Here is a 22,933-nt window from a genome sequence, read left to right on the forward strand (position 1 = left end):
TGTCAAAGAATGAAATCGTCCTGGGTCAGATCGTGCAAGCCAGAGATCTTGATAACCATCTCAGGATTTTTGTCGCCGTCAGTATCCACAAGAACAAGTGTGAAGTCGTTCTTGGTGCCTGCGTTGTTTTTCTTGACGTAATAGATTTCGCCTTCGTCCGACGTCTGGGCGGGTGTTGTACCGTTGAAGACAAATGAATCATCGCCGTCAATTACGGTGCTTGCGTCGATCGCACTTAGGTCGATCTTGTCTTCACCCTGAGTGAAATCGGTAATCCGGTCGGCATATTTCGCTTTGCGTGAACTTTCATCTGTTGACGTAAACACAAAGTCATCGGCACCTTCACCGCCGGTCATGATGTCCCTTCCGGCACCACCGATCAAAGTGTCGCTGCCTGCGCCACCATTCAGTGTATCTTTGCCAAGGCCCCCGTCCAGGCGGTCAGACCCTCCATTACCCTGCAGGATGTTTCGACCGTCCGTACCTGTAATGTCGTCATTTTGCTCGGACCCATCGACGTTTTCGACACCCGTAATGGTATCGGTTCCGTAACCGGTTGCCTGTGCATTGGTGTCAGACAAATCAACGGTTACGGCGCTTGTGCCGATATAACGCAACCAATCCAGGCCCTCTCCGCCGTTAATGATATCGTCGCCGTCGCTGTCCTCGGCTACAAAGTTGTCCGTGCCCTTGTGGCCGTACAGTTCGTCGTTTCCAAGACCTCCGGTCAGGGTGTCATTGCCGCCACCCCCAAGAACAATGTCATTACCCTCGCCAGCAGAAATAACATCGCTACCGCCGACACCCAACAATAGGTTATCAGCTTCATTCCCGACGATGAGATCGCCCTTTTTGCCGCCCACAGCATTCTCAATGACGACTCCATTTGCGATCGTAAATCCGCCGGTTATGCCTTTGGCATGGGATGGAGTGCCGCCTGCATCGCTGCCATCAAGATCCGCGTCATTGAGGTTGATCGTGACGCTGCGCTTAACACCATTTGCTGAAATCGTATCGACCCCATCGGTGTCCCAGATGGATGTCCAGAAGGTCCCGGCGCCATTTTTGCCTTTGATTTTATAGACGTTATCGTCGGTATTGTGATCCGTCGTTCCGTAGATGGCCTGCAACGCGGCGATATCCAGGGCCATAGGCGAGGCCGTGCCGCCAGCCTTATATGTCTTCAGTGGAACAACTTCGGGATAGCCCGAGTTGTAGGACATGATGGTGTAAACACCCTGGTTCTGCCCATCTGTCCCGTAATCGTCGAAGGGCTGCGTAACCCCCGGAAAAATAGTCGAGCTGCCGCCTTCATCATGTGGGTGGGCTAGACCAAGGCCGTGAAGAATCTCATGAATGATTGTCGCGAAGCCTTCACCGCCTTTGCGTAAGGCCTCTTTGCTAAACAGAGGCGTATCATAGGCAAAGATGCCGAACAGGGCGTCGATGCCAGAATCCTGCAGCAGGGGGTCGTCACCCGGAACTTGATGGACACCAAGAGATCCGGGTCCGCCAAGATCGTTTTGGGTCAGCAAAGCGTAGGTGATGTTAACGTCATTAATCTCGCCTGCTGGTGTCAGAAAGCCGACTTCGTTGAACTCGATCGGAATGATCGTCTCGATAATTGCAAATGCTTTGCGGATTGCTTCCTTCATGTAGGAGGCAAAGCCACGGCGACCTAACGATCCATCATCGAAGGAGTACGTGATTGTGCCCGGAGCACTGACGCCTCCGGCGCTGGTGTCCCAAGATGTGCCCCAAATCAGGCTGTCTACATAAACATGACCGGTAACATTTGCACCCGGAGAAGTTGTGCTGGCAACTGACATCTTAAATTTCTTCCTTGTCTAACACGCCGTTTGTTCCCGGTTTTTCCGGAATACAAAATTGGCGCCGTATATATTGACCGGTTCTAGAATCGGTAATTCTTCCTTTGGCATCAGGAATTTCCAACGTTTTGGCCCGAGGATCAACCGAGCGTATGAAGTCTCTTTTGGCAGAGGTGTTTGTAATCGTCTTGCAGACCATTTGTGGTTGAAATGAGGCAGAACGCGGTAAGCTTTGAGTAACTCTCTGCCAGCAAGTTGATATGACTGTTCACATTGGGTTTATGTCAGAATAAGCTTGGGGATGAGTTTGGGGGCTGTCCTGAGATCTGGATCTAGCGGACCCATGCCAGGTGATGTGCTGCTCAAGGTTTCAGAATATTTTTGTCTGGCCAAAGGCAGCGGGTTGTGAATTATCGGCTGGTTTCTGTTTGGCCATTCGTCGTGTGACGAGAAAACATCTCTAACAAAAATTACGTTCTGAGAAAAAACTTCAATTCGCCGCTTGACGATGTCCGGGCGTGGCCATAATACACCCCAACGTTCAGCAACGAACGGGCAGCGGGCGGTTGTAGCTCAGTTGGTTAGAGTACCGGCCTGTCACGCCGGGGGTCGCGGGTTCGAGCCCCGTCAACCGCGCCATCGCTGCCATCCTTGGTCCAGGGTAAAGGCCACGAAATAGATGCGCGGTTGTAGCTCAGCTGGTTAGAGTACCGGCCTGTCACGCCGGGGGTCGCGGGTTCGAGCCCCGTCAACCGCGCCATTTTCCACTAGTTTTCAGAAATCATACCGTTTACCGGGTGACTCTATTGGTTTTGTTGTCAGTAGGTGGCGGCAACATCTCTCTCGTTCACATTTTGTTCTAACTTTTCTGTTGGAGACTCAGTGTGGCTCGCTTATCTCTAGGACACTTATGTGTTGGGGGCCAAACATGGCTGAGCTGAAGAATATCGAGGTGCGCGGCGCGCGCGAACATAACCTCAAAGGCATTGACGTGGATATTCCGCGTGACCAGCTTGTGGTCATCACTGGTCTGTCAGGCTCGGGCAAGTCGTCGCTTGCCTTTGACACGATCTATGCGGAAGGGCAGCGCCGGTATGTCGAAAGCCTGTCGGCCTATGCCCGGCAATTTCTGGATATGATGGAAAAGCCAGATGTGGACCATATCAGTGGTCTATCTCCGGCTATTTCCATCGAACAGAAAACGACCTCAAAGAACCCACGGTCTACCGTGGGTACCGTGACCGAGATTTACGACTATCTGCGTCTGCTGTTTGCCCGCGCTGGTACACCGTTCAGCCCTGCCACGGGCAAGCCGATCGAAGCCCAGCAGGTGCAGGATATGGTCGACCGGATCATGACGATGGAGGAGGGCACGCGAGGGTATCTCCTGGCCCCGATCGTTCGAGACCGAAAGGGCGAGTATAAGAAAGAGTTTCTGGAGCTGCGCAAGCAGGGGTTTCAACGCGTCAAGGTTGATGGCGCGTTTCACGAGCTGGACGAACCGCCGACACTGGACAAGAAATTCCGCCATGATATCGACGTTGTGGTCGACCGGTTGGTCGTGCGCGAAGGTATGGAAACGCGGTTGGCGGACAGCTTGCGCACGGCGCTTGATTTGGCCGATGGCATTGCGATTTTGGAAACCGCACCGCGTGAAGGCGACCCGGAGCGGATTACGTTCAGCGAGAATTTTGCCTGTCCTGTCAGTGGCTTCACCATCCCCGAGATTGAACCGCGCTTGTTTTCCTTCAATGCACCCTTTGGGGCCTGTCAGGATTGCGACGGGCTGGGTGTCGAGCTGTTCTTTGATGAACGCCTTGTCGTTCCGGACCAGACACTGAAACTGTATGACGGCGCCTTGGCTCCGTGGCGCAAAGGTAAGTCGCCGTATTTTCTGCAGACCATCGAAGCCATCGCGCGACATTATGAGTTCGACAAAAACACGCCGTGGAAAGATTTGCCCGAAAAGGTGCAGCAGGTTTTCCTGCGCGGGTCGGGTGAGGAAGAAATCCAGTTCCGCTATGACGAGGGTGGCCGGGTATATCAGGTAACCCGCAGTTTCGAAGGCGTTATCCCGAATATGGAGCGCCGCTACCGCGAGACTGACAGCGCCTGGATACGCGAAGAATTCGAACGCTATCAAAACAACCGGTCCTGCGGCAGTTGCGAAGGCTATCGACTGCGGGCCGAGGCGCTGGCCGTCAAGATCGCCGGATTGCATGTTGGGCAGGTTGTGCAGATGTCGATCCGCGAGGCGCTGGCTTGGGTTCAGGATGCACCAAACCATCTGAGTGCTCAGAAAAATGAAATCGCACGGGTGATACTCAAGGAGATTCTCGAGCGGCTTGGTTTCCTGAATAACGTTGGTTTGGAATATCTTACGCTGTCACGTTCAAGTGGAACGCTTTCGGGCGGGGAAAGTCAGCGTATCCGTCTGGCCAGCCAGATCGGTTCGGGTCTGACCGGGGTGTTGTATGTACTGGACGAACCTTCGATCGGGTTGCATCAGCGCGACAATGACCGCTTGCTGGGTACTCTCAAAAACCTGAGGGATCAGGGGAACACGGTCATCGTCGTAGAACATGACGAGGAAGCCATCCGCGAAGCCGACTATGTCTTTGACATCGGACCGGGCGCAGGCGTGCATGGCGGACAGGTCGTCAGCCATGGTACCCCGTCCGAGATCGCGACCGATGCAGCCTCGATCACCGGCCAATACCTGTCAGGCACACGCGAAATCCCGGTGCCGTCCGAGCGGCGGAAGGGGAACAAAAAGAAAGTGACTGTGGTCAAGGCCACCGGGAACAATCTAAAGAAAGTGACCGCTGATTTTCCTCTGGGCAAGTTCGTCTGTGTGACCGGCGTATCCGGCGGTGGCAAATCGACCCTGACGATTGAAACCCTGTTCAAGACAGCCTCGATGCGGCTGAATGGCGCGCGGCAGACACCTGCGCCATGCGAGACGATCAAGGGGCTCGAGCATCTGGATAAGGTGATCGACATCGACCAGCGGCCCATCGGGCGTACACCACGCTCGAACCCGGCCACGTATACCGGGGCGTTCACGCCGATCCGTGACTGGTTCGCTGGTCTGCCCGAATCCAAGGCGCGAGGGTACAAGCCTGGCCGGTTCAGCTTTAACGTCAAAGGCGGTCGGTGCGAGGCTTGTCAGGGCGACGGCGTCATCAAGATCGAAATGCACTTTCTGCCCGATGTCTATGTAACCTGCGAAACCTGCAAAGGTGCGCGGTACAATCGGGAAACCCTTGAGATCAAATTCAAAGGCAAGTCCATCGCGGATGTCCTTGATATGACAGTCGAAGATGCACAAGAGTTCTTCAAAGCCGTGCCGTCGATCCGCGATAAGATGGACGCGCTGGCGCGGGTCGGTCTGGGGTATATCAAGGTCGGGCAACAGGCGACGACACTGTCGGGCGGTGAAGCGCAGCGGGTGAAGCTGTCAAAAGAACTCTCCAAACGCTCAACTGGTCGGACGCTTTACATTCTGGATGAGCCGACGACCGGTCTTCATTTCGAAGATGTCCGCAAGCTGTTGGAAGTGCTGCATGAATTGGTTGATCAGGGTAACACGGTTGTTGTGATCGAACACAATCTGGATGTTGTCAAAACGGCCGACCATATCATTGATATCGGACCCGAAGGCGGTGACGGTGGTGGTGAAATTGTCGCCACGGGAACGCCCGAAGATGTTGTTGTTGTGGAACGCAGCCATACGGGCAGGTATTTGAAACAGTTGCTGAACCCCGAGCGGGTCGCGGCGGAATAACCTCCGTCGCGTCAACTTCAGTATCTGGCGTATCGCAGCGTCTGCCAGTGGCGCAGTATTGGCGGAAAGAACAGTAACACGAAGCCGAAGCTGACATGGGCAAAAATCATCATCGGGATCCACAGCAGAACGCCAACCAGCCCAATAAACCCGGAAACACGTGCGGCTGAGTTCGCCGACATAATGCGCGTGAGCAAAGCGAAGAGCAGACGCCCCCCATCAAGCGGCATCAGGGGCGGCATGTTAAACAGCGCCAGCCACAGGTTTAGCTCTGCCGTCACCATCAGAACCCAGCCAATTTCAGGCGAGTTGGAAAACGGTTCCAGCAATGAACACACCGCCCAGAGGGTCAGGTTCACAATCGGCCCCATAGCCACAATCAATTCGTCTTCATATGCCGAGGTCGACCGGCGATGTTCGCAGAATCCGCCGCCCCCATAAAGGACGACTCGATTGACGGGCACGCCCTGCACAAGACGGCCCCATGCGTGGCCCAACTCGTGCAAGAGAATCGAAATCAACTAAATCGCCACGAAGGCGAGCGCATAGGGCAGGTTGACCGGAGCGGCGTTAAATCCGACAACGATCAAAACCAGAAAAATAAGGCTTTGGCTGAAATGTATCGGTACGTTCCATCGGCCGCGGGGCTCAAATAGCACGTTTTCAGTATTCATAATAAAACCTCGAAATAGTGAGGTTTATGATGATGTTAGATCGCGTCAATATTTTGAAAACAGGCCGGAAAACGCCCGAGCCTGCTTACTTTCTCAAATCGACTGAGGTTGGTTTTCGCCCGCTTGAATTCAGGCCGCGCTTGTCAGTTCAGGATGTCTGCAACCGCGCCGATCAGGTTCAGAACTTTGCGTGTATCTGGGTCGACCCGATACACGTAGTCGCCTGCGCGGACATAGCTTCCCCTATTCAGCCCATACCGAAACGGATCATCAATCCAGCGATAATCGCCATTGATAAACTCGCCATTTCTGTACAGCTTTTTGGCCTGTCCCGGAGGGACACAGGGTACGTTTTTCTTGGCCAGACCCGGCGGGCAGTGGACGGCGTTTCCAGTTGCAACAATACCGCCCTGAGGCGCAATGCGGATGACCTTATTGCTATTCTTGTTCTTGCCGTTTCCCTTCCCGTTACCGGCCATGGCCGCCACCGGGGTCACGACCAGAGCAAGAACAGTAAGCGCTTTGACCAAATTATGCGTCATCGTAGCCCCCTGGAATCGATGTTGAACTTCTCCATTAGATGGACATCGGCAGGAAAGGGGTCAACCCTATGGGCAGGAAGCCGCCCAAGGGCATCCTAGTTCCGACCGCGCTTTTCAAATCGCGGAAGCATGGCCGAGAAGTCCAGCCCCAGCCCATCTTCGCTTTCGACGAATTGCTGATACAGCTCGGTCGCCATCATCCCCATTGGGGTGTCGGCATCCGAGCTTTCCGCCGCCTGCTGACTGAGACGCAAGTCCTTCAACATCAGTTCGGCGGCAAAGCCGGGTTGATAACCATTGTCGGCCGGGCTTTGCGGGCCGATACCGGGGGCAGGGCAGTATGCGTTCATCGTCCAGCTATAGCCCGAGGAGGTGCTGACAACGTCGAACATTTTCTGCCGGTCCAGCCCCAACTTGTCGGCCAGCGCGAAGGCCTCGCAGGTTGCAATCATGGTGACGCCCAAAATCATGTTGTTGCAGATCTTGGCCGCCTGACCCGCGCCCGCGTCTCCGCAATGCACTGCCTTTTGCCCCATGATGTCGAACAAGGGCCGGGCTTTTTCGAATGCCTCGGCGCTTCCACCTGCCATGAATGTCAGCGTCCCAGCCGAGGCACCTCCGATACCGCCCGAGACGGGCGCGTCGACGGCCAAAACTCCCGCAGCCAAAGCCATATCGGCAACAGCTCGAGCGCTGTCGACATCCACTGTCGAACAATCGACCCAGACGGCCCCTTCATTCATCGCTGGAATGATCTCATTTGCGACGGATCGAAGTATCTGGCCATTCGGAAGCATGGTGATGACGATGTCTGCGTCTTTTGCAGCGTCGGCCCCTGACCCAGTCAAAGTAACACCGGAAACCGACACCTCGGCCATATCAAACCCAGCGACTTCATGCCCGGCATTGGCAAGATTGACTGCCATTGGATTGCCCATGTTTCCAAGGCCGATAAACCCGATTTTCATTCTTTAATCCTCCTCGAATGTCAGGGCGACGCTGCCCAGGGGCCGCAGCATTGCGGAAATATCCACGGCGGGAACAGGTTTGCCATGGTGACGCCAATTTGGAGAGCGATCCTTGTCTATGATCTGCGCGCGGATACCTTCCAGAAAGTCTCCGTGTTCCATGGCGCGCGCCGTAAAGCGGTATTCCATCTCCAGGGCTTTTCGGATCGACAGATCCAGCGCCTTAAGCCGATGAATCATTTCAATGGTACAAGCCACGGATAGTGGAGAGTTGCGGCCCATCAACTTTTGCGCCGCGTCAGAGAACGGGGTTTCGGAAAAGCGCAACGCGTTGAGGATGTCGTTCAATCCCTCGCCATTGAAAAGCACGTCGATTTCCGCCTGGACCTTTTCAAGGTTACCTGTGGGTGGCGTCTGGGAATGCTCGACCAACAGGTCTGTGTTCCCGGAAGCTTCGAGCAGTTCGATCAGGCCGGGCCATTCTTCAATGGGGATAAAATGGTCGGCAAAGCCCGCATAAATGGCGTCCGCAGGGCCCATTCGGTGACCTGTTGTGCCCAAGTATTCTCCCAGTCGACCCGGAGCCAGCGCGAGCATCAGAGAGCCACCAACATCCGGCACCAAACCGATAGAGCACTCGGGCAGGGCAATCTGAGATGTTTCACCGACTATGCGATGGCTTCCATGGCACCCAATTCCGACGCCGCCACCCATAGTAAACCCTTGTAGGAAACTGACCACGGGCTTGGGGTATTCGAAAATCAGTGCATTCAGCCTGTATTCATCGCGCCAGAAAGTCTGCCCATAGGCAAAGTCGCCTTTGCACCCGGTATCATAAAGTTCTGCGATATCTCCCCCGGCGCAAAATGCTTTATCGCCAACGGCGTCCAGTATGATCAGGTCAACTGACTCGTCCTCGCGCCAGTTACGCATGGCCGTATCTATCGCCATGCACATGTCATAACTCAGCGCGTTCAAAGCTTTGGGGCGTGTCAGAGTGATGCGTCCAGCGCGGCCGGTAGTGTGAATTTCAATATCTGACATCGGGGTCTCAGCGTTGGGCAAGCATCTGACGAGAAACAATGACGCGCATGATCTCGTTTGTGCCTTCCAGAATTTGATGAACGCGCAAGTCGCGGACAAGCTTTTCGATACCGTAATCGGCGAGATACCCATAACCGCCGTGCAGTTGCAGGCATTGGTCGACCACTTTTGATCCGGTTTCAGTCACGAATTTCTTGGCCATTGCACAGAACTTGGTGGCATCCGGTGCGCCAGTGTCCAGTTTCCAGGCTGCCTGACGCAAGAACGTCCGGGCCGCCTGCAATTCTATTTCCATATCCGCAAGCCTAAACTGCAGCGCTTGAAACTGATCAATCGACTTCCCGAATGCCTGACGCTCGGACATATACTGAAGCGTCATGTTCAGACCTGCTTGTGCCGCCCCCAAAGAACATGAGGCAATATTCAAGCGACCGCCATCCAGGCCCATCATCGCATACTTGAATCCGTCACCTTCTGTACCCACAAGATTGCCCGCCGGAACTTTGCAGTCGTCAAACTGAACCTGCGCCGTTGGTTGGCTTTTCCAGCCCATCTTTTGTTCAAGCGCGCCAAAGCTAAGACCTGGAGTGCCATCTTCGACATACAGAGTTGAAATCCCTTTGGGGCCATCCTGTCCGGTGCGCACCATACAGACATAAGCATCTGAGTATCCGCCGCCCGAGATGAAGGCCTTTGTTCCGTTCAGCGTATAACCTTCGTTCGTGCGTTCGGCGCGAGTTTTCAGCGCGGCTGCGTCCGAGCCTGATCCGGGTTCGGTCAGGCAATAGCTGAGGACTGTGTTCAGGTTAAGAATATCCGGCATGATCCGCGATTTCAGCTCATCCGCGGCAAATGTGTCCAACATCTTGGCGCACATATTGTGGATCGTCAGGAAGGCCGCGACTGAAGGGCAAGCCATCGAAAGGGCCTCGAACACCATCGTCGCATCCAGCCTACTAAGACCGGAACCGCCACTATCTTCGGACACATAGAGACCGCCAAAGCCAAGCTCCCCTACACGGGGCCAAAGGTCTTTGGGAATAGTGCCTTCTGCCTCCCATTGCCGGGCGAAGGGTGCGATATGCTCCTGCCCGAACTCATAGGCCATATCGAAGATAGCAGTTTGCTCTTCGGTTGGTGCAAAATCCATTGGTTTCCTCCCACGTCGCCGGATGAATTGAACGAGTGTTTATTTCCTGATTCTTACAGAAATTTTGCACGCCCAGCAATTCCTGACAGGGATATTGCGAAAACGATTAGATCATACTTCGAGGCAGGTCATAAATCCTGATGGAATTCTTCGATCAGATGCTGAACCACAGCCCTGCCTGCATCCGCACCTTTGGCCGTCGCTTCGGCGTGAACACGTCGTTGCCGCGTGGCAGATGTGCCGTTTTGTGCGATTTGCTGTAGCCGGGCAAGTTCAGTCATGGTGCCCAGTGCTTCGGCATCTTCGGCCAGCATCCCCATCAGTTCACCCATAAGTTCCGGCATGGGCTTGATGGATCGATCCCCGAAATCAATCATGCCTTCGCCGACTCCGTAACGCTGCGCACGCCACCGGTTTTCACCAATCAGGAACCTGTCATATTGCCTCCAACGCAAATTGCGGTCTTTCAGACGGCACAACATTCGGACCAGCGCCTGCACCATGGCGGCCAGCGACAATGTGTGCTCCAACCTCGGCTGTACGTCCATGATGCGTGTTTCAAGCGTTGGAAAGCGATGCGAGGGGCGCAAATCCCACCAGATTTTCGAGGTATCCTCGATCACGCCAAGTTCGACCAGAATGCCTGTCGTACGTTCATATTCCGACCAACTTGCCAGGACCGGTGGTAATCCGGTGCGGGGCAGGTTGTCGAACACGGTCAGACGATAGGAAGACAGGCCGGTATCCTCTCCGTTCCAATAGGGCGAGGATGTGGAGAGCGCCAACAGATGCGGCAGGAAATAGGAAAGCTGCGGCATCAGGTCGGCCCGCAAGGATGGTTCTTCAACACCGACATGCACATGCATCCCGCAGATCAGCATCCGTCGCGCGACACCGCCCAGGGCATGCTGCAAGGCGTCATAGCGCTCTCGGCGCGTGTGGTGCTGTTTCTTCCAGTCCGCAAAGGGGTGGCAGGACACAGCAATCGGGGCCAGATTGTATTCGGCGGACCGATCCGCCACACCCGCCCTCAGGCGTTTCAAATCTTCTCGGGCCGTGCGGATCGTCGCATGGGGGCGGGTGCCAACCTCGATCTGGCACTGCAGAAACTCAGGGCTGACCTGGCCCTGAAAATCGGCCTGGCAGGCTTCCATCAGTGCAGCGGGTGCTTGGGCAAGTTCAAGGCTGTCGCGGTCGACCAGAAGATACTCTTCCTCAATGCCCAGCGTGTATTCCTGCTGCATGGCGGCCCTCTTTCTAGCTTTATGCGAAACAGTGAATACGGAAATACGCTTTTTGCCAAGTGTTTACCGGCAGAGTCCTTGCGGTCATCGGGCTAGCAACGGTAAGGAACGGGTCAAAGTTCAGAAGAACCCCGGAGCCTTTGTGTGAAACCCAGGAAATTCCCCCGGCTGAATGCCGTTCTCGACCGATTTGGTGTCAGGCTGATTGACAAAGTCACGGAACGGGACGAGCGCGCCCGGCTGGAGGCGTTCGAAAGGGCAGGCGGGCTGACCCGTCCGGCTTATTCGTTGTCACCGGGAATGGCCGAATTCGACATCTCGCAGCTGGTAGCCGAATATGGTGAACATGCCGCCGCTTTGGCTGCATTGAAAGATCCGTCCCGCAATCAAACCGGGTATAGGATCGGCAACGGGTATTATGACAGCCCAGATGCGGATGCGTTGTATCTTATGGTCCGTCGTTTCAAACCCAAGCGGGTGATTGAGGTTGGCTGCGGTAATTCAACGCGCGTGACACGGCAGGCTGTATTGGATGGCGGGCTGCAGACGCAAATCACCGCGATTGATCCTTATCCGCGCGCGGACATCGCGCATGTTGTCGATCAATTCGAACAGAAACGGTTGGAAGAGGTCGATCCAGCCCTCTTCGAACAGCTTGAAGCGGGTGACATCCTGTTCATCGATTCCAGCCATGTTGTCCGGATGAGCAATGATGTCGCGCATCTGTTCTGTCGCATCATACCGGCCTTAAAACCGGGCGTTGTGATCCATGTGCACGATGTTTTTCTACCCTACGAATACCCCAAGCGGTTCTTCTATGACTGCCCGGGATGGGGCGAGCAATATATGTTGCATGCATTGTTGCAATCTAGTGCATATTCAATGCTTTGGCCTGGATACTTCTTGCAACAGGATCGCCAAGATGCGGTCGAAGCGCTACCGTTTTTGAAAGATGGGCGCGCGCAAAGTATTTGGGTTCAGGTCAAATAAATCTGACACTAAATTGATCCGGTGCAGCGAAACGCCCGTACCCCTTTCCATAACAACCTGGATAGGAGATCTCAAATATGTTTCGCCGTACTTTCCTGAGCGCCGCCGCCGCAATCGCACTTACCTTGCCGGTTCAAGCGAAGGCCGCCGATATCGTGGATACCGCCGTATCTGCCGGATCATTCACCACTCTGGTCGCGGCGGTTCAAGCGGCGGGTCTAGTCGATACGCTGAAAGGGGACGGTCCGTTCACCGTTTTTGCCCCCACGGATGAGGCCTTTGCCGCACTGCCCGAAGGGACGGTGGAATCGCTGCTACTGCCCGAGAACAAAGACCAACTGGTCGCAATCCTGACTTACCATGTGGTTCCGGCCAAAGTCATGTCAGGTGACATCGCTGGCAAGCGCGCCAAAGTGCTGACCGTGCAGGGTGATCGCCTGAGTGTGAATGGTAAGAACGGCGTAAAAGTGAATGGCGCCAAGGTTGTGCAGGCCGATATCGAGGCCAGCAATGGCGTGATCCACGTCGTCGATGCGGTGATCCTGCCGGAATAATTGGCAACCACCGTGTTAAAGCAAAAACCCCGGCCGTTATGGCCGGGGCGTTCTGTCAGACCAATCTGACTTTGGTGCCAACCTGAACCAGCGGGTACAATTCTTCAACATGCTGATTATAAAGGCCAATACATCCAGAAGAACTTTGGCGTCCAATCTTGCGTGTATCGTGCGTGCCGTGCACCAGATATGCTGGCCAGCCCAGATACATCGCCCGCGTACCCAGCGGATTTCCGGACTCGCCACCTTCAATTCGGATGGGCAGGTTCGGGTCGCGCTCGCGCATTGAGGCGGTCGGGGTCCAGCTTGGGTTTTCGCGCTTGCGTACTACTTCGGTATAACCACGCCTTGTGAGTTCTTCGCTCATAGGGACTGAGCTGGGGTACAGTTTGTACGTCCCGTCAGCCCCCCAATAGTGTACAGCGCGGCTTGTGATATCTGCCAGCAGGCAGCCGACACCTAACTCATTGAAGTGATCCTGCCAATTCTGGTGCGAGAATGAAGAGACATTCCGCCGCACAGCGAGCTGTGTGCTGATCGCCTCTTCGTCGAGCGGGAAAGCATCGGCGCTGCTTTGTGCCCGCACCAATGCAGGTGTCATCAACAGAGACGCTGCACCTAACAATGCAGAGCGACGGGTCATGCGGGGATCTGACAAATTGGCCTCCGGTTCAGGAACTGCTCGCGCGAAACTGCGTGTAACTTATGTTTTGCTGATCAGATTTCCTAGGGAGTGTTGAGTGAATTTATTGTGAAGCGAACATCACAAGCGAAACTTGGCCGTGTATTGAAAAAAGCCCGGCCAGTGGTGGCCGGGCTGTGTGGATCCGCCGCTTTCGTTTGGATCAGTCCATGGCTTTGAAGTTGAACTCGCCGCCTTCTTTGATGCCTGACGGCCAACGCGCGGTGACCGTTTTTGTGCGTGTATAGAATTTGAAGCTATCCGCACCATGCTGGTTCAGGTCACCGAACATGGATTTCTTCCAACCGCCAAAGGTGTGATAGGCCAACGGAACCGGGATCGGAACGTTGATACCGACCATGCCAATATTGATCCGGCTGGCAAAGTCACGCGCGGTATCTCCATCGCGGGTGAAAATCGCCGTGCCATTGCCGTATTCGTGATCCATAGCCAAGCCAATCGCTTCTTCGTACGATCCTGCGCGGACGGTCGACAAAACCGGACCAAAGATCTCTTGCTTATAGATGTCCATGTCGGGCGTCACGTGGTCAAACAGGTGAGGGCCGACGAAGAAGCCGTCTTCATAGCCCTGCAGGCTAAAGTCGCGATTATCGACAACCAGTTTGGCACCCTGTTCAACACCCGAGCTGATCAGTCCCAAAATGCGCTCTTTGGCAGCACCGGTCACGACCGGTCCCATGTCAACATCATCGCCGGCAGTGTAGGGGCCGACCTTCAGTTTCTCGATACGCGGAATAAGCTTTTCGATCAGCGCGTCGGCGGTATCCTCTCCGACCGGGACGGCAACCGATACGGCCATGCAGCGTTCGCCAGCCGCGCCGAAACCGGCGCCAACCAGGGCATCTGCTGCCTGGTCAAGATCGGCGTCGGGCATGACGATCATGTGGTTCTTGGCACCGCCGAAACACTGCGCGCGTTTGCCGTTGGCCGTGGCGCGCGAATAGATGTACTGCGCGATTGGGGTCGAGCCCACAAAGGAAACGCCCTGAATGATCTCGCTGTCCAACAGGGTGTCCACGGCCTCTTTGTCGCCATTGACCACCTGGAACACACCTTTGGGCAAACCTGCCTCAACGAAAAGTTCCGCCAGCATCAAAGGTACTGAAGGATCGCGTTCGGACGGTTTCAGAACAACAGCGTTGCCACAGGCCAGGGCAGGGCCCACATGCCACAGAGGCATCATGGCCGGGAAGTTGAACGGCATGATCGAGGCCACAACCCCTAAAGGCTGGCGCATAGAATACATGTCGATGCCTGGGCCCGCACTGTCGGTGAATTCGCCTTTCAACATCTGCGGAGCACCGATGCAGTATTCGATCACTTCTAGACCGCGCTGTAGATCGCCTTTCGCGTCAGGGATCGTCTTGCCGTGCTCACGGCTCAGCGCTTCGGCCAGCTTGTCCATGTCGCGGTTCATCAGGTGAACCATCGCCATCATCACGCGCCCGCGTTTTTGCGGGTTCGTTGCACCCCAGGCCGGTTGTGCGGCTGCGGCGCTAGCAATGGCTGCTGTGGTCTCGGCAGCACTTGCCATCGGGCATTTGTACTGTACCTCGCCGGTAGCGGGGTTGAACACGTCATCATATCGGCCGGACGTGCCGATGACATTCTCACCGTTGATGAAATGGGACAGTTCGTTCATTGCGAATTCCTCCGAAGGTCTGCGCGCAGAATAGGCTTGCATAAATGGCTTGAACAGAGGCAATGTCCCAAAGGTGTTTTGCAAAATTGCAAAGGTGAAGCGTGACACCTAATTGGGATGATATGAGGGTCTTTCTGGCCGTTGCCCGCGAAGAAAGCCTTTCGGCGGCGGGACGATTACTTCGGATTGACCCGGCTACGGTCGGACGCCGTGTTGCGCGGTTGGAAGCGTCTCTGGATGCGCCGCTGTTCACCAAATCGCAGCAGGGATATGTGCTGACCTCAGCTGGTGAGCGTTTGATGGACCACGGTCTGAAAGCCGAAGAGGCGATGCGCGCTGCAGCAGGCGCCATGGCTGAACCATCTGAGAGGTTGAGCGGACAAATCCGGATCGGCGCACCGGACGGGTGTGCGAACTACTTGTTGCCGCAGGTGTGTGGCAAGATTTGTGACGCCAATCCCAATCTGGACATACAAATTCTGGCCTTGCCGCGCGTCATCAACCTTTCCCGACGTGAAGCCGATATGGCCGTGACCGTCAGCGCACCGACCGCTGGAAAACTGCTTGTACAGAAAATTACCGATTACAAACTTCATCTTGTCGCAACGCAGGAATACCTTGCCGATCACCCTGCGGTTCATTCCATCAGCACGTTAGGGGGGCATCGTATGATCGGATACATACCTGATATGATATTCGACCGCGAACTTGACTATCTGGTCGATCTGGGTGTTGACCGTGTCGCGCTGGCCTCGAATTCGGTCTCTGTCCAACTGCGGCAGGTTTCGCAAGGATCAGGGATCTGCATTGCGCATGATTTCACGCTGCCATTTCACCCGAAGTTGAAGAAAATATTGGTTGATCAAGTGAGTTTGACACGCAGTTTTCATCTGGTTCGACATCAAGGTGACCAACGAAACGAGCGGTTGAATCGGTTCGCGCAGGCCCTGTCCCAGGGGATTCGCGATGAAGTTGAGCGGCTTGAGGCTGAAGCTTCACCTTGACAGGCTATTTCATTCCGGCAACGCTTTGGAAAACACGAAGTTATTTCGGAGGTTACGTCAATGCTTGTTCAGGCCATTCTGAAATCCAAAGCCACCGGAGGCGTGGTGACAGTTGCTCCTTCGCGCACAGTTTCAGAGGTTGCAGGAATTCTTGCAGAAAAGCGCATCGGAACGGTGGTTGTATCAGAAGACGGCGGTAAGACCGCATCAGGCATCTTATCAGAGCGTGACATTGTGCGCGAACTGGCCGCAAGCGGCAGCGGATGCCTATCAAAACCCGTAAGCGCTTATATGACCCGCGAGCTGGTGACAGCGACGCAACAGGATACTGTCCAGGATATAATGTCGCGGATGACCGAAGGGCGCTTTCGCCATATGCCGGTTGTTGAGGACGGTAACCTCGTTGGCATTGTTACCCTAGGCGACGTTGTCAAAGCACAGCTTTCCGAACTGGCAATGGAAAAAGACGCATTGGAAGGCATGATCATGGGCCATTAAGCCCATAGAAACGCGACGCAACTACTTGCACCCATAGCCAAGTTATGTTTGCTTGCGCAGAAATTTCGTTGCGCAGGAGGCGGCAATGAGGGTTGGATTGTATCCCGGAACATTTGATCCGATCACCCTGGGTCATATTGATATCATCCGTCGCGCGGCTGCTCTGGTTGACAAGCTCGTGATTGGGGTAGCGATCAATCGGGAAAAGGGGCCGTTATTTTCGTTGGAAGAACGGGTCGAGATGATCGAAGCCGAGTGTTCCTTTCTTTCCGAACAGACCGGAACTGAAATTGTCGCCCATCCTTTTGAAAACCTGCTTATCAACTGTGCCCGCGACGTAGGTGCTCAGGTCATTGTCAGAGGCCTGCGTGCTGTTGCGGATTTCGAGTATGAGTTCCAGATGGTCGGTATGAACCGCGCATTGGACGACTCAATCGAGACGGTGTTCCTTATGGCTGAGGCCCGCCATCAGGCGATTGCTTCGAAGCTGGTGAAAGAGATCGCGCGATTGAACGGGGACGTGTCGAATTTCGTCACGCCCCGCGTAAATGACGCGCTGCGTGCGCGCTTAGGATAGCGCGCCCATCGCGGCCGCCGTGTCCAGCATCCGGTTCGAAAAGCCCCATTCATTGTCGTACCAGGCCAGCACCCGGACCAACGTGCCGTCTGTCACCTTGGTTTCAGCCAAAGATACGGTCGAACTGTGTGCGTCGTGATTGAAGTCGATCGACACTAGTGGGCGGCTTTCCGCAGCCAGGACACCGCGAATATTGGCCGCGGCATCAATGAACAACTGGTTGACCTCTTCTTCGGTTGTTGGGCGCGACACCTCGGCCACCAGATCCACAACCGAGACGTTCGGAGTGGGTACACGGATTGCCTGTCCAGTCAATTTACCTGCCAACTGGGGCAATACGAGACCTACGGCTGAGGCTGCCCCCGTAGTGGTGGGAATCATCGACAATGCAGCCGCGCGTGACAGATACGGGTCTTTTCCGGCGGTATCGTGAACTGGTTGGCTGGCTGTATAGGCATGAACGGTTGTCATGTTTCCGTGGACAATGCCCAAACCCTCGTCCAGCGCCGCAGCAACGGGTGACAAACAGTTGGTCGTGCAGGATGCGTTCGAAACGATCGTATCCTCGACGGTCAGCTCATGGTCATTTACCCCGAAGACGATGGTTTTGACCGCACCATCCCCGCGGGCAGGAGCAGAAATCAGAACTTTTTTGGCGCCGTTGTCAAAATGGCGCGCCGCGGCTTCGCGCGTGCGAAACACGCCTGTGCATTCGAGAACAACGTCAATATCGGACCAATCGAGTTTCTCAGGCTCACGTTCGCTGGTTAGGCGGATCGGGCCTGCACCGACATCCAAACCGGCGTCGGTCAGGGAAACGGGCTTTGTATAACGTCCATGCACACTGTCGAATTCAAAGAGATGCGCGTTAATTTCGGGCTTGGCCAAATCGTTTATGGCCACGATCTGAACGTCGGTCCGCCCAGATTCCATCAAGGCCCGCAAAACACCGCGCCCGATCCGTCCAAATCCATTGATTGCCAACTTGAGTGTCATGGTCTGCTCCGTCTGGGTGTCTGTTATTGCAAAGTTAGCGCTAACAAAGCTAGATCAAGGAAAAAGTCAAGAAAAACCTCTGTCAGCGCCAGAAGGCGAGCCAGTCCAGGAAGGTGTAAAGTTTCTTTCCCAGGAAGATCAGGTTCTCAGAGTCGAACATTGCGTAATCGACTAGCAGACAGCCAAGTATTAGAAGGCCAAGCCAGATAGCAATTTGATTGGTCATGTTGGCCCCGAATGAAAACACCCGCCCAGATAAACTGAGCGGGTGTAAAGGTACAACATTTCTACGGCGTTTTAGTTAAGCCGTCCCATGGCCACGGCGACGTCTGCCATACGGACCGAGAAGGCCCATTCGTTGTCATACCAAGCCAGAACACGAACCATGCGGTTGTTAACGACCCGTGTCTGGTCTGGTGCGAAAATCGAGCTTTCTTCAGTATGATTGAAATCGGTCGAGACCAGCGGCGCAGGCTCATATCCCACGACGCGCTGCATTGATCCCCGTGATGCTTCACGAACGATGGCATTAACATCTTCGACAGTCACGTCACGCGCCGCATGGAAAGTCAGGTCGACAGCAGAAACGTTTGGTGTTGGTACACGGATAGCCGAGCCGTCCAAACGACCCTTCAGGTTCGGCAGAACTTCGCCCAGAGCTTTGGCTGCACCTGTTGAAGTTGGGATCATGGACATTGCCGCAGCGCGAGCGCGATACAGGTCACTATGACGGCGATCCAGTGTCGGCTGGTCGCCGGTATAGGCATGGATCGTAGTCATGATACCGTGTTCGATCCCGATACCTTCGTCCAGCACCTTGGCAAGCGGAGCAAGGCAGTTCGTGGTGCAAGAGCCATTCGAAACCATTCTATCTTCAGTAACCAGGCTGTTGTGGTTCACGCCATAGACAATGGTTTTATCAACATTCTTACCTGGCGCAGACAAAAGAACCTTCTGAGCACCGCGTTCCAGATGCGTTTTGGCTTTCAGGCCATCGTTGAATTTTCCGGTGCACTCCAAAACGACGTCACAACCTTCCCAATCAAGCTCGTTCATATCGTAAGTCGAGAACACCTCCATTGGGCCGCGGCCCAAATCCATGGTGTTGCCTTCGATCGAAACATCGCGGGGAAAGCGGCCGTGGATGCTGTCGTATTTCAGCAGGTGGGCGGTGGTTTCCAATGGGCCGGTCGCGTTGACCTTGATCACTTCGATGTCGTTGCGGGCCGATGCCGCAATATGCGACAGGGTGCAGCGGCCGATACGGCCAAATCCATTGATGCCGACCTTGATGGTCATCTGACGTCTCCAAAAATGCGCTTGCTCTGCGGGGCATATAGCGGCACAGACGCTTTCTCAAAAGGGCAAAAGTGACATATTCTTAACGTGTTAGCGCAAACCTTCGCCGGTTGCGCTAACGCTTGCGCTAGCCGTCGGATCGGGTAGGGTCCCCTGGCGACAGGTGAGATGAGAGGAAACACGCATGAGTGGTTTGTTGGCACTGTTGGATGATGTTGCTGGCATAGCAAAGGTTGCTGCGGCGTCAGTGGACGATGTGGTCGCTGCCGCCGGCAAGGCCGGGGCCAAGACTGCGGGCGTGATCATCGACGATGCAGCAGTTACTCCGAAATATGTGCAGGGCTTTGCCCCGGCGCGGGAATTGCCGATCATCTGGCGCATTGCGCGCGGCTCGATTTTCAACAAGATTATCCTGCTGTTGCCAGTCGCTTTGTTGCTGGCCAATTTTGCACCCTGGTTGATAACGCCCTTGTTGATGCTTGGCGGGTCCTATTTGTGCTTCGAAGGGGCAGAAAAGATATTTCACCTGCTTTTCCCTCATGGCAGCCACGTCATAGATGAAGATATGAAGGTCAAAGACCCGGGCCATCTGGAAGAGCAGAAGGTCAAGGGTGCGATCAAAACCGATTTCATCCTGTCCGCCGAGATCATGACAATCGCCCTTGCCGCCATCGAAGCACCGAATATCTGGATGCAGGCGGCAACGCTGGCCGTTGTTGGACTAGGTGTGACTCTGGTCGTTTATGGCTCGGTCGCCTTGATCGTGAAGATGGACGATGTGGGCCTTTTCCTGGCGCGGAACGCACCAACGCCGATCGGGCGCGGATTGGGGCGTGGATTGGTCAAGGCGATGCCGGTTGTCATGAAAGTGCTGTCGATTGTCGGCACAGCTGCGATGCTGTGGGTTGGCGGCTCGATCATCATTCACGGGCTTGAGGTTCTGGGTTTTGGCTGGTTGGGGCATCAGATCCATGACATGGCCTATGCAGCCGGGCATGCGGTTTCGGCGCAATGGGAAGGTGCCGTGGAGTGGATTTCCAAAGCCACGATGGATGGCATATTCGGACTGGCCTGGGGGTTCGTGCTGATCCCGATTGCAACCAAAGTGGTCGCGCCGATTTTGTCTCGGAAATCTGAAACGCATTAATCAGAAAACGAAAAGGGCGGCGCATGGCCGCCCTTCGCTTGATATTTGAAATTGGGAATTACGGCTCCAGCAATTCTTTGACCTTTGCAACTGTGGCCTCGGCAGTGATGCCGAAATGTTTGTACAGTTCATCAGCGGGGGCAGACGCGCCAAAGCCCGACATGCCGATGAAGCCTGCCTTGGCGTCACGGCCGCGTTCACCCAGCAGCCAGCGGTCCCAGCCTCCGGCGCGGACGGCGGCCTCGATGCCGACACGGACGGCTCCACCGGGCAGAACCCGCTTGCGATACGCTTCATCCTGCTCGGCGAACAGTTCCATGCATGGCATCGACACGACGCGCGTGCCAATGCCCTCGGCCTCGAGCATCGCCTTGGCTTCCATCGCCAGCGACACTTCCGAACCGGTTGCGATCAGGATTGCCTGACGCTTGCCTTCGGCTTCGGCAAGAACATAGCCGCCTTGTGCAGTCAGGTTTTTGGTTTTGTGATCCTTGCGTACGGTCGGCACGCCCTGGCGGGTCAGGGACAAGACCGAAGGGCTGTCCTTGAAAGTCAGCGCCAGTTCCCAGGATTCCGCTGTTTCAACGGCATCCGCCGGGCGGAAAACATAGGTATTCGGTGTCGCGCGTGAGATCGCCAGATGCTCGACCGGCTGGTGGGTCGGGCCGTCTTCGCCCAGACCGATCGAGTCATGGGTCATCACAAAGACCGTAGGTATCTTCATCAGCGCTGCAAGCCGCATCGAGGGCCGCGCATAGTCGGTGAACGCCATGAAGGTACCGCCATAGGGGCGTATACCGCCATGCAGCGCCATACCGTTCATCGCGGCGGCCATGCCGTGTTCGCGGATACCATAATGGATGTACCGACCCTTGCGGTTTTCCGGCAGGAACACGCCCATATCGGCCGATTTCGTGTTGTTCGAACCGGTCAGGTCAGCAGAGCCGCCAATAGTTTCCGGCATGATCGGGTTGACCGCGTTCAGAACTTTCTCGGACGAGGCGCGGGTGGCCAGTTTGGGCTGATCTTCCGACATCTGCTTTTTGAACGAGCGGATGGCACCGGCCAGCTTTTTGGGTGCCTCGAACGCATAAGAGCGGTTGAACTCGGCCTGTTTGCGTTCAGAGATCTGTGTGAAACGCTCCTCCCACGCAGACCGCTCGGCCGCGCCGCGGGAACCGATTGCTTCCCAGGCAGTTTTGACATTTGCCGGAATTTCGAACGCGCCATGCGGGGCGGCATAGGCCTCTTTGGCCGCTTTCAGCTGTTCCTGATCGGTCAGGGCGCCGTGGCCTTTCGAGGTATCCTGCGCGGCGTGACCCAAAGCAATATGGCTTTCACAGGCGATCATGGTCGGCTTGTTTGACGATTTCGCCTTGGTGATGGCCTCGTCGATGGCCTGCGGATCATGACCATCAATCTCGATGACCTGCCAGCCCGAGGCGGCAAAACGTTTCACCTGATCGGTCCGGTCAGCTATGTCGACCGTGCCGTCGATGGTGATGTTGTTGTTGTCCCAGAACACGATCAGCTTACCCAGCTCGTGACGGCCGGCCAGCGTGATGGCCTCTTGGCTAACGCCTTCCATAAGGCAGCCGTCGCCCGCGATGACATAGGTATAGTGATCTACGATCTTCTTGCCGTAATGAGCGCGCTGAATTTCCTCGGCCATGGCAAAACCAACGGCGTTCGAGATCCCCTGACCCAGCGGGCCGGTTGTGGTTTCGATCCCGTTGACAAGGAAGTTCTCGGGGTGACCTGCAGTTTTTGCGCCCAGCTGACGGAAATTCTTGATCTGTTCCAGCGTAACGTCAGCGTTCCCAGTGAGATACAACAGCGAATAGATCAGCATCGAGCCGTGACCGGCGGACAGGATGAACCGGTCGCGGTCGGGCCAGTTTGGGGCCGAGGCGTCGAATTTAAGGTGCTTTTCGAACAGTACAGTCGCGACATCGGCCATGCCCATTGGCATACCGGAATGGCCGGAATTGGCGGCGGCGACGGCGTCGAGGGTCAATGTGCGGATGGCCGCAGCTTTGTCCCAGTGTTCGGGGTTGGCATTGCGCAGCGCAGTCAGGTCCACGGGTGTTGTTCCTTTGGATTACAGGCAGATGGCCGCTCAATACCATTCAGCCCTCAAAGTGCAAGTAGAACTGGGTGCTGCAAGGTTTTGCTGGATCAAGAATGTGACCCAAGTCGTTGAAAGCAAACAGTGGGTATTTTCGATGCCATTGGGTTAGACTAGGCCAAGACGCGTACAAGGTTGATTCGGATAACCTCGCGAA

20 protein-coding genes and 2 tRNA genes are annotated in these 22,933 nt (G+C 55.3%); 9 read left to right on the forward strand and 13 right to left on the reverse strand.

From position 1 onward, the window contains the following. Positions 1 to 2 precede the first annotated feature (2 nt). Positions 3 to 1,829, reverse strand: a complete 1,827-nt coding sequence (locus AC2FLE_RS03730; RefSeq protein WP_496695330.1) for a M10 family metallopeptidase C-terminal domain-containing protein — start codon at positions 1,827 to 1,829, stop codon at positions 3 to 5. 562 nt (positions 1,830 to 2,391) lie between these two features. Here AC2FLE_RS03730 and AC2FLE_RS03735 point away from each other — a divergent pair. From AC2FLE_RS03735 to uvrA, 3 genes are all read left to right on the forward strand, one after another. Further along, positions 2,392 to 2,468, forward strand: a tRNA-Asp gene (locus AC2FLE_RS03735). Positions 2,469 to 2,512: 44 nt separating this feature from the next. After that, positions 2,513 to 2,589 (forward strand) — tRNA-Asp (locus AC2FLE_RS03740). A 168-nt stretch (positions 2,590 to 2,757) separates the two neighbouring features. Then, positions 2,758 to 5,616: an excinuclease ABC subunit UvrA gene (gene uvrA / locus AC2FLE_RS03745; protein WP_496695332.1), complete on the forward strand. Its 2,859-nt coding sequence runs from the start codon at positions 2,758 to 2,760 to the stop codon at positions 5,614 to 5,616. Between the two features lie 17 nt (positions 5,617 to 5,633). Here uvrA and AC2FLE_RS03750 read toward each other — a convergent pair whose 3' ends face one another. The 6 genes from AC2FLE_RS03750 to AC2FLE_RS03775 form a co-directional block, all read right to left on the reverse strand. Continuing rightward, entirely contained in the window at positions 5,634 to 6,137 is a 504-nt protein-coding gene (locus AC2FLE_RS03750; RefSeq protein ID WP_496695333.1) for a site-2 protease family protein, read from the reverse strand. A 296-nt stretch (positions 6,138 to 6,433) separates the two neighbouring features. Then, positions 6,434 to 6,832: a hypothetical protein gene (locus AC2FLE_RS03755; protein WP_496695335.1), complete on the reverse strand. Its 399-nt coding sequence runs from the start codon at positions 6,830 to 6,832 to the stop codon at positions 6,434 to 6,436. A 95-nt stretch (positions 6,833 to 6,927) separates the two neighbouring features. Beyond that, positions 6,928 to 7,800: a 3-hydroxyisobutyrate dehydrogenase gene (gene mmsB, locus AC2FLE_RS03760; RefSeq protein ID WP_496679606.1), complete on the reverse strand. Its 873-nt coding sequence runs from the start codon at positions 7,798 to 7,800 to the stop codon at positions 6,928 to 6,930. A gap of 3 nt (positions 7,801 to 7,803) precedes the next feature. Further along, positions 7,804 to 8,844: an enoyl-CoA hydratase/isomerase family protein gene (locus tag AC2FLE_RS03765; RefSeq protein ID WP_142634039.1), complete on the reverse strand. Its 1,041-nt coding sequence runs from the start codon at positions 8,842 to 8,844 to the stop codon at positions 7,804 to 7,806. A gap of 7 nt (positions 8,845 to 8,851) precedes the next feature. Then, the gene (locus AC2FLE_RS03770; protein WP_496695337.1) at positions 8,852 to 9,994 is read right to left on the reverse strand and encodes an acyl-CoA dehydrogenase family protein; all 1,143 of its coding nucleotides are present in this window, start codon (positions 9,992 to 9,994) and stop codon (positions 8,852 to 8,854) included. A gap of 128 nt (positions 9,995 to 10,122) precedes the next feature. Further along, positions 10,123 to 11,238 (reverse strand): carboxylate-amine ligase, encoded by a 1,116-nt coding sequence (locus tag AC2FLE_RS03775; RefSeq protein ID WP_142634035.1) that lies wholly within the window; start codon positions 11,236 to 11,238, stop codon positions 10,123 to 10,125. A 144-nt stretch (positions 11,239 to 11,382) separates the two neighbouring features. On the opposite strand from AC2FLE_RS03775, the gene AC2FLE_RS03780 reads away from it, so the two are divergent. Both AC2FLE_RS03780 and AC2FLE_RS03785 read left to right on the forward strand, forming a co-directional pair. Beyond that, positions 11,383 to 12,228: a class I SAM-dependent methyltransferase gene (locus AC2FLE_RS03780; RefSeq protein WP_496695340.1), complete on the forward strand. Its 846-nt coding sequence runs from the start codon at positions 11,383 to 11,385 to the stop codon at positions 12,226 to 12,228. 77 nt (positions 12,229 to 12,305) lie between these two features. Then, positions 12,306 to 12,782 carry a fasciclin domain-containing protein gene (locus tag AC2FLE_RS03785; RefSeq protein ID WP_496695341.1) on the forward strand — a complete coding sequence of 159 codons (477 nt, stop codon included), beginning with the start codon at positions 12,306 to 12,308 and terminating at the stop codon, positions 12,780 to 12,782. Positions 12,783 to 12,837: 55 nt separating this feature from the next. On the opposite strand, the gene AC2FLE_RS03790 is transcribed toward AC2FLE_RS03785, so the two are convergent. Then, positions 12,838 to 13,425, reverse strand: a complete 588-nt coding sequence (locus tag AC2FLE_RS03790) for a L,D-transpeptidase (protein ID WP_496695342.1) — start codon at positions 13,423 to 13,425, stop codon at positions 12,838 to 12,840. 202 nt (positions 13,426 to 13,627) lie between these two features. After that, positions 13,628 to 15,127, reverse strand: a complete 1,500-nt coding sequence (locus AC2FLE_RS03795) for a CoA-acylating methylmalonate-semialdehyde dehydrogenase (RefSeq protein WP_496691299.1) — start codon at positions 15,125 to 15,127, stop codon at positions 13,628 to 13,630. A gap of 101 nt (positions 15,128 to 15,228) precedes the next feature. Between AC2FLE_RS03795 and AC2FLE_RS03800 the strand changes: the two genes are divergently transcribed. The 3 genes from AC2FLE_RS03800 (at position 15,229) to coaD (ending at position 17,206) form a co-directional block, all read left to right on the forward strand. Next, positions 15,229 to 16,131: a LysR family transcriptional regulator gene (locus AC2FLE_RS03800; protein ID WP_281972156.1), complete on the forward strand. Its 903-nt coding sequence runs from the start codon at positions 15,229 to 15,231 to the stop codon at positions 16,129 to 16,131. A 60-nt stretch (positions 16,132 to 16,191) separates the two neighbouring features. After that, complete coding sequence (locus AC2FLE_RS03805; protein WP_142634023.1) at positions 16,192 to 16,629, forward strand: CBS domain-containing protein; 438 nt, start codon at positions 16,192 to 16,194, stop codon at positions 16,627 to 16,629. 85 nt (positions 16,630 to 16,714) lie between these two features. Further along, on the forward strand, positions 16,715 to 17,206 hold the full coding sequence (gene coaD, locus AC2FLE_RS03810; protein ID WP_142634021.1) for a pantetheine-phosphate adenylyltransferase: 492 nt from the start codon (positions 16,715 to 16,717) through the stop codon (positions 17,204 to 17,206). On the opposite strand, the gene gap (AC2FLE_RS03815) is transcribed toward coaD, so the two are convergent. The 3 genes from gap (AC2FLE_RS03815) to gap (AC2FLE_RS03825) form a co-directional block, all read right to left on the reverse strand. After that, positions 17,198 to 18,202: a type I glyceraldehyde-3-phosphate dehydrogenase gene (gene gap / locus AC2FLE_RS03815; RefSeq protein ID WP_142634019.1), complete on the reverse strand. Its 1,005-nt coding sequence runs from the start codon at positions 18,200 to 18,202 to the stop codon at positions 17,198 to 17,200. The two genes, coaD and gap (AC2FLE_RS03815), sit on opposite strands and share 9 nt — an antisense overlap. Positions 18,203 to 18,284: 82 nt before the next feature. After that, on the reverse strand, positions 18,285 to 18,428 hold the full coding sequence (locus tag AC2FLE_RS03820; protein WP_496679620.1) for a hypothetical protein: 144 nt from the start codon (positions 18,426 to 18,428) through the stop codon (positions 18,285 to 18,287). Positions 18,429 to 18,499: 71 nt separating this feature from the next. After that, entirely contained in the window at positions 18,500 to 19,501 is a 1,002-nt protein-coding gene (gap, locus tag AC2FLE_RS03825; protein WP_142634017.1) for a type I glyceraldehyde-3-phosphate dehydrogenase, read from the reverse strand. Between the two features lie 184 nt (positions 19,502 to 19,685). Here gap (AC2FLE_RS03825) and AC2FLE_RS03830 point away from each other — a divergent pair, with 184 nt between their 5' ends. Further along, complete coding sequence (locus AC2FLE_RS03830) at positions 19,686 to 20,648, forward strand: DUF808 domain-containing protein (protein ID WP_496695344.1); 963 nt, start codon at positions 19,686 to 19,688, stop codon at positions 20,646 to 20,648. A gap of 58 nt (positions 20,649 to 20,706) precedes the next feature. On the opposite strand, the gene tkt is transcribed toward AC2FLE_RS03830, so the two are convergent. Beyond that, complete coding sequence (gene tkt, locus AC2FLE_RS03835; RefSeq protein WP_496695345.1) at positions 20,707 to 22,731, reverse strand: transketolase; 2,025 nt, start codon at positions 22,729 to 22,731, stop codon at positions 20,707 to 20,709. Positions 22,732 to 22,933 lie beyond the last annotated feature (202 nt).

The sequence above is a fragment of the Ruegeria sp. CDSA077 genome, assembly GCF_059612265.1.